This is a genomic window from Stenotrophomonas sp. 3diitr2024 (genome assembly GCF_042136455.1).
Lineage (GTDB): Bacteria > Pseudomonadota > Gammaproteobacteria > Xanthomonadales > Xanthomonadaceae > Stenotrophomonas > Stenotrophomonas sepilia.
Map to the genome: position 1 here is coordinate 1 of NZ_JBHHMJ010000043.1, position 6,715 is coordinate 6,715.

Sequence of the window (6,715 nt, forward strand, 5' to 3'; positions counted from 1 at the left end):
CCCCCCCCCCCCCCCCCCCCCCCACTACCCTGGGGCGATCAACCGCAGCTGGCGCGCTCGATCCGGTTCTGCGCATCCACCTGCACCGTCACGCGGTCCTGGCGGAAGTCCATGGTCACCGCCATGCCCGGCTTGACCACCCGTGCACCGCGCGCGCCGCTGGCGGCCACCAGCTTCTTGATGGTGGCTTCGTCAGCCGTTTTGCCGGTGAAGGCCTCGAGCGCCTCCGGCTTGCATTCGTGCGCGGCGTCGGCCACGGGCGCCGGCGTGGGATCGGGGGCGGTGCTGCCGCCGGCGTGACTGCAGGCCGCCAGTGGCAGAATGGCAAGCAGGGCAAGCGGATTGAGGCGCATCGTCGGGCTCCAGGCGTGGATGGTGGTGGCAGTGTCACCGCTGCCACCGTCAGGGCATGTCAACGCGGCCCCGTGTGTCATTACCGGCCGACCAGCGCCAGTGTCTCGCGCTCGCGCTGTTCCTCGCGCACCAGCCGCTGCAGCAGCAGGGCCAGGGTCACCACGTCCTGGTGGTTGTGGTCGGCCACCCGGCGCAGGTTCACCGCATCGCCGCCGCGCAGGAAGCGCAGCCATGCACCGGGTGCTTCCGAGCCGGGCAGGTCGTCCTCGCGCACCACGCGCAGCAGCTGGCGTTCGATGGTGGACAGCTTGCAGTTCTCCCACGTGCCGCGATAGCGGCGGCGGGTGGGGTAGAGCAGGTCGACATGGTCCAGTGCGGTGATCGGGTCCGGCTGCCGGGCCAGCCGGTAGCGCGCCTTCAGCAGCGGCGCATCGTAGCTGCGGCCGTTGTAGCTGCAGAACACGGTGGACGGTTGCAGCCAGCGGGCGAAGGTGGCCAGCATCGCGTCCTCGGCGGCCATCGTGGCCATCAGCAACTGGCGGATGCGCAGGCCCTCGCCACGCTGCGGGCACACATGCCAATCGGCCGCGGCGATCATGAAGGCACGGGTGCCGGTGCCGCCGGCCAGGCCGGTGGTCTCGGTGTCGAAGAACAGCAGATCGCGTGCAGCCACGTGCTCGCCGTCGCGACGGGCGAAATCAAGCGACAGCGGTTGTGCCGGGATCGCCTGCGGCTGCAGCGATTCGATCAGGAACAGGCCCGGTGCGATCTCCTCACCTGGCAACTGACGGTCCTGTGCGCTGGCGCGAGCAGGAGCGGGGCCGCCGCGCGTGCGCAGGCCGAGCAGGCGATGCAGGCTGCCCACTTCGGGCCGACGCAGTGCGGGCGGCGCCGTGGCAGGTGCCGCAGCGCCGGTCGGCTTGTGGCGGATCTCCTGCTCGACCCAGGCGAACACCGAACGCTCGGCCGGTGATTGCCGCGCATCGTTGGCGGCCACGGGTGCCGGTGGCGCAGGGGGCACGTCCGGCACGGCCGGTGTGCTCGCCTTCGGGTCGCCGGCCTGCCTGCGCAGCAGGCGCAGCTTGTCCAGGCTCAGGCTCACGGTGCCAGCAGCTCCATCGGGTCGCGCGCGGACGCCACCACGTCGGGCACGTGCCGGCAGGCCTCGGCGTCGAACAGGTCGAGCACGCGCAATGCCAGCGCACGTGGCGAGGTTTCATCCTCTTCCTGTGCAGCCAGCACCGGGCCGACGCAGGCCGGGCAGCCGGCCTTGCAGTCGCAGCGTTGCACCAGTTCACGCGCGCGCTGCACCAGCTCCGCCTGACGCTGCCACAACGGCTCGCTGAGGCCAACGCCACCGGGGAAGTTGTCATACAGATACACAGTGGGCACGAATTCCTGCAGCAGTTCGACCACGCCAGGATCACCCTCGCTGCCGCGCAACTGGCCACGGCCGCTCTGGTCGGCGATCGCAAACCAGGAACCATCGCCGTTGCCGACCGACTTCTGCAGGTCGCGCGCATCGGCCATCACCGCCACGGTGGCGACGATGTGCAGCGCATACGCCGCACCGAGGAAGCCATCGAGCGCATCCTGCCTGCTGGCGAAGGCGCGCAGCAGCAGTGCCTGCGGCAGCTGCCACCACACTGCGGTGGTGTGCAGTTCCTGGTCGGGCAGGTTCACCGGACCGTAGCCGATGTTTTCGTGGGTGTAGTAGCGGATCTTCTTGTAGCCGGCCACGCGCCGCACCACGTGCACTTCGCCATGGTGCGAATCACCGCGCCCGGCCACGCCACCATCGAAGCGGTCCAGCATCTTGAGCTTGGTGAAGTCGATGCTGTCGGTGTAGTAATCCACATGCGTGCGGGTGACGTAGGCCTTGCGGCCCTCCCAGTCGAGCGTCTCCACCTGGTAGGGCGTGGACTGCACCATGTGGATGGCGCCTTCATACAGCGTGAGCGCAGCGGCGGAGTAATCGACCTCGGCGATGATCTGCTGGCGGCCGTCGCTGCGGTCGACCACCACGAAGTTGCCATCGGCCACCGCGCGCAGGCTGACCGCGTTGGCCGGATAACTGTCGGCGATCCATTCCCAGCGCTCGCCTTCGCGGTGGATGACTTCGGTTTCGGCCAGCGCTTCCAGGAACACTTCCGGGTCGATCGGGCCGAAGCCATCGCCGACCCGGAACGGTAGTTCAAAGGCCGCGCAGCGAATGTGGTCGAACAGGATCAGCGGCTGGTCTGGCGCAATGCGCGCATGTTCGGGCGAGGCTTCGGCGAAGAAGTCCGGGTGCCGCACCACGTACTGGTCCAACGGCTGCGAACTGGCCACCATCACACCGAGTGCGGGTTGCTGGCGGCGACCGGCACGGCCGAAACGCTGCCAGGTGGCGGCCACGCTGCCGGGGTAGCCATTGAGGATGACCACGTCCAGGCTGCCGATGTCCACGCCCAGTTCCAGCGCCGAGGTGCTGACGATGCCGTCGATGTTGCCGGCTCGCATCGCACGCTCGGTCTCGCGGCGTTCGGTCGGCAGATAACCGCCGCGGTAGGCGCGGATGCGGGGCGGCTTGCGCGGGTCGTGGTCGAAGATGTCCTTCAGGTACTTGGTCAGCACCTCGACCATCAAGCGGGTCTGCGCGAACACCAGGGTCTTCAGCCCGGACTTGATCGCGATGCGGGCGATGCGGTTGCTCTGCGAGCGCGCCGAGGCACGCAGGCCCAGGTCGGGGTTGATCACCGGCGGGTTCCACAGCAGCACCTGCTTCGGCCCGGTGGGCGCACCGGATTCAGTGATGGCAGTCACCGGGGCCTCGATCAGCGCTTCCGCATGCGCCTGCGGGTTGCCGATGGTTGCCGAGCACAGGATGAACTGCGGTTGCACGCCGTAGAACGCGCAGATGCGCTTGAGCCGGCGCAGCACGTTGGTGACGTGGCTGCCGAACACGCCGCGATAGGTGTGCACCTCGTCGATGACGATGTAGCGCAGGTTCTCGAAGAACTGTGCCCACTTGGTGTGATGCGGCAGGATGGCCTGGTGCAGCATGTCCGGGTTGGACACCACGATGTCGCCATGCAGGCGGATCGCCTGCCGCGCATCGCCGGGGGTGTCGCCGTCGAAGGTGAAGGCCTTGACGCCGAGATCGCCGGCATGATTGAGTTCCAGCAGCTCGGCCACCTGGTCCTGGGCCAGTGCCTTGGTCGGGAACAGGTACAGCGCCTTGGCCTTGTCCTGCATGGCCGCGCTGACCACCGGCAGGGTGTAGCACAGCGACTTGCCGCTGGCGGTGGGGGTGACGATGGCCACGTGCTCGCCGCGCTGGCTGGCCTCCCAGGCTTCGGCCTGGTGGCTGTAGAGCTGCTCGATGCCGCGTGCCTTCAGTGCAGCGGCCAGCGCCGGTGATACCGAGTCGGGAACGGGCGCGTAGCGGCCTTCACGGCCGGGAATGGCGAAGCTGCCGGTGATGCGGTCCTGGTAGCGGCGCTGCAAGCGCGCGCTGAGCAGGGCGCCATCGCGGGCGGGCAGGCCATCGCGGGTGGCGAGCTTCTGCTCGGCATCGGCGGTGCGCTTGGCGAGTTCGTAGGCCATGGAAGAGGGAGGGAGCCGGGACGGATTGCGAGGGGTCACATGGCACCACATCCGTGTCTCAGGATGTGAGACACCAGCATGGGAACGAGTGAACCGTTCAGTGCCACGGGGCGGGACGCTGCGCGATGTCCGCGTCAAGCGCGCGGCGGCGGAGCAGGAACTGCACGGTGCAGACCACGATCTGCACCGCGTGCCAGCCCGATGCCAGCACTGCGAGCACCCCCCAGCCATAGGCAGCCGCCCATGCAGGATCCGGACGGAGCGGTGGCATTCCGCCAGTGCCGAACACCAGCACGCACAGGAGCAGGCCCAGCCATGCCAGATGCCACGACCATCCTGTGGGCGGATAGCGCCGTCGGTCGCTGGCCAGGCACCATGCCGTCCCTGCGCCCAGCACCCATCCATCACAGGCGCGCACTTCCAGCACCATCGAGCGTCCGCGGGAGAATGCCGCAGCGTGCTCCCATTCCGCTGGAAGCTGCACACGGCGGTCATTGCCAAGCAACCACACCCGCGAAGTCTGGGCAGTGCGCTGGTAAGCGCGCAGGCGTCCGCGAACCTGCAGTACGCGCTGAGCCGTCGCGGGGCTGTTGCGGCGAGGGAGTGCCAGCCAGGCCGCCAGCCCGGCGATGGCGAGCAACGGCATGGCCAGCAGCCCTGGGGCGCCAGCGGCGGCCCATGACGCCAGTGCGGCAATCACCAGCGGGGAAGGGCGCAGGCCGGGTCCCCGTCGCATCGAAACTTCTTCGGGTGTCTCCAGGCGCTCGCCACAGACGCGGCTGGTGGCTGCAGCCGGCCGTGCAGCAGCGATAGTGAAGCCGTTGAGACATACCACCACCGCCGCGCGTTTGCCCAACACCACTTCGGCTTCATTGTCTTCCGCGAGGTAGGGCCACGCCTGCTTTGGCACCAGTGCGGGAACGCCACCCAGCAGGCCGTCACCGACCGGGAAGCTGTTCCGGCACGCACCGCCGGTGAATGCTCCACGCAGCCGCTTTATCTGGTCGTCATGGTCGCAGCCGGCCAATGCGCGCAACGGTGCCAGTGCCCTGTGTTCGTCCGCGCCCAGCGTACGCAGCGTGCTGCTCCGGCGCAGCGAAGCCATGCCTGCGTGGACACGTGATGTCCATTCGGCAACGGCCGCGATGACCATCAGGGGCACGATTGCCAAACCAACCAGTACTGCTGCGCGCGACATCAGCAGGCGACCGGCTGCCGTGGCGGGATTGTGGAGGGAGCTGTCATGAGGGAGCGCCGTACCGGGAGAACGGCAGGATGCCGTCCCCGTCCCCCGGGGGGGAATGAAGTTCATTGCAAACTTCGGTGTCCCGGCCGCGCAGCGATGATGCGCGACACAGCCTGAATGCCCCCGCCGTTGCCAACGAAATCTGAAGCCGGCATCCGTATGCTTGGGCGCTGGACGCAACCAACAGGGTGGATGGCTGTGGCACGACGTGGAACGCAGGGAGCACTCCTGGCCGGCATGCTGCTGGCCGGCATCGCACAGGCGCAGCAGGCCGCGCCGGTGGCGGTGCCCGATCCTGCACCCGTTCCCCCTGCAGATGCGCCGCCCGCCCCCACCGCACCGATCTCCACCACCTTGCCGCAGGACAACGTCACCACCCTCGGCGAAGTGCGTGCGCTCAAGCCCGATGACGAGCCGCTGGACCTGTACCGCTTCAAGAACCCGGTGAAGTTCGGCGATAACCGTTTCAGCCGCGACTGGAGCGAACCGCCATCGCCGGAGCAGGTCAGCATGGGCGGTGGCTACATCATGATGGGCGTGGTCAAGGGTGTGCTGGCGGCAGCCAAAGGCATCAACAAACTTACCGGCGGGCCGGACCAGATCCAGGCGGCCGTGGCGCGGCCACCGCCAGAGCTCAGTGCCGAACAGCAGCAGCGCGCGCTGCGGTTCTCACAGGAGCAGGATGCCGGCGACACAGCGCCAGTAAAGTAGGCCGGTATATCCTGCGGGCTCCCCCACCGGTAATGCTGTCATGTCCCTGCGTTCATTCTGCCTGCTGGCCGCGTTGCTGCCGGCCTCCGCCTTCGCGTCCGATATCGCCGATGGCGGCGCCTGCCGCAATGGCGCGTTCCCCTCCCAACAGAGCCGGTTCGCGCTGGCGCGCGTGGTCGACGCCCCGCGCCTGTACCTGCTCGGCGACATGGATGGCTGCCCCGCCAAGGGCGAACCGGCCTGCCGCCAGCGCAGCTATGTGGTCAACGGCGATACGGTGGTGACCGGTCGCGACCTGGGCCGTTACCGCTGCGCGTTCTTCCCGAACAAGGTGGGCGGCAGCGCCGGCTGGGTCGACCGCAGCAGGCTGCAACCGTTGCCGGTGGCCGTGCCCACGCTGCAGGACTGGACGGGCCACTGGAAAGATGGCGACAACGGCCTGCGCATCACCGTGCAGGGTGGACAACTGCATGTGGATGGCGACGCTTACTGGCCCTCGGCCAACCCCACGCCGGAACAGCGCCCGTATGGGCCGAACCTGGGCCAGGTGGAAGCGCGTGCCATGCCGCAGGGTGCCGATGTCGAGTTCGTCGAGGACACGTGCCGGGTGCGTGTGCACTCGCTGGGTGAGGTGCTGATCGTGGCCGACAACAGCGAATGCGGTGGCATGAACGTGCGCTTCAATGGCGTGTATCGGCGCGCGGGGAAACGTTGAAGGACGCATGAGGGTGGGGCTGGTAGATCCACGCCATGCGTGGATGCCGTTCGCGATCCGATCGGTGGGGTCAGAACCCTTTCGCTGGCGAAAGGGTTCTG

At 68.3% G+C, this 6,715-nt stretch carries 6 protein-coding genes; 2 read left to right on the plus strand and 4 right to left on the minus strand.

Annotated features, from left to right (window positions below):
- Positions 1–38 precede the first annotated feature (38 nt).
- From ABGA94_RS00910 to ABGA94_RS00925, 4 genes are all read right to left on the minus strand, one after another.
- The gene (locus ABGA94_RS00910; RefSeq protein ID WP_053497987.1) at positions 39–353 is read right to left on the minus strand and encodes an I78 family peptidase inhibitor; all 315 of its coding nucleotides are present in this window, start codon (positions 351–353) and stop codon (positions 39–41) included.
- A gap of 80 nt (positions 354–433) precedes the next feature.
- Positions 434–1,456 carry a ribonuclease H-like domain-containing protein gene (locus ABGA94_RS00915; RefSeq protein ID WP_375366091.1) on the minus strand — a complete coding sequence of 341 codons (1,023 nt, stop codon included), beginning with the start codon at positions 1,454–1,456 and terminating at the stop codon, positions 434–436.
- Positions 1,453–3,942, minus strand: coding sequence for a DEAD/DEAH box helicase (locus tag ABGA94_RS00920; RefSeq protein ID WP_375366093.1), 2,490 nt, complete (start codon positions 3,940–3,942; stop codon positions 1,453–1,455). The genes ABGA94_RS00915 and ABGA94_RS00920 overlap by 4 nt, the downstream gene beginning before the upstream one ends.
- A 97-nt stretch (positions 3,943–4,039) precedes the next feature.
- Positions 4,040–5,254, minus strand: a complete 1,215-nt coding sequence (locus ABGA94_RS00925) for a hypothetical protein (RefSeq protein ID WP_375366096.1) — start codon at positions 5,252–5,254, stop codon at positions 4,040–4,042.
- A gap of 126 nt (positions 5,255–5,380) precedes the next feature.
- Here ABGA94_RS00925 and ABGA94_RS00930 point away from each other — a divergent pair, with 126 nt between their 5' ends.
- Positions 5,381–5,899, plus strand: coding sequence for a hypothetical protein (locus tag ABGA94_RS00930; protein WP_032954720.1), 519 nt, complete (start codon positions 5,381–5,383; stop codon positions 5,897–5,899).
- 40 nt (positions 5,900–5,939) lie between these two features.
- Complete coding sequence (locus ABGA94_RS00935) at positions 5,940–6,614, plus strand: hypothetical protein (protein WP_329916003.1); 675 nt, start codon at positions 5,940–5,942, stop codon at positions 6,612–6,614.
- The last annotated feature ends 101 nt before the right edge of the window (positions 6,615–6,715 follow it).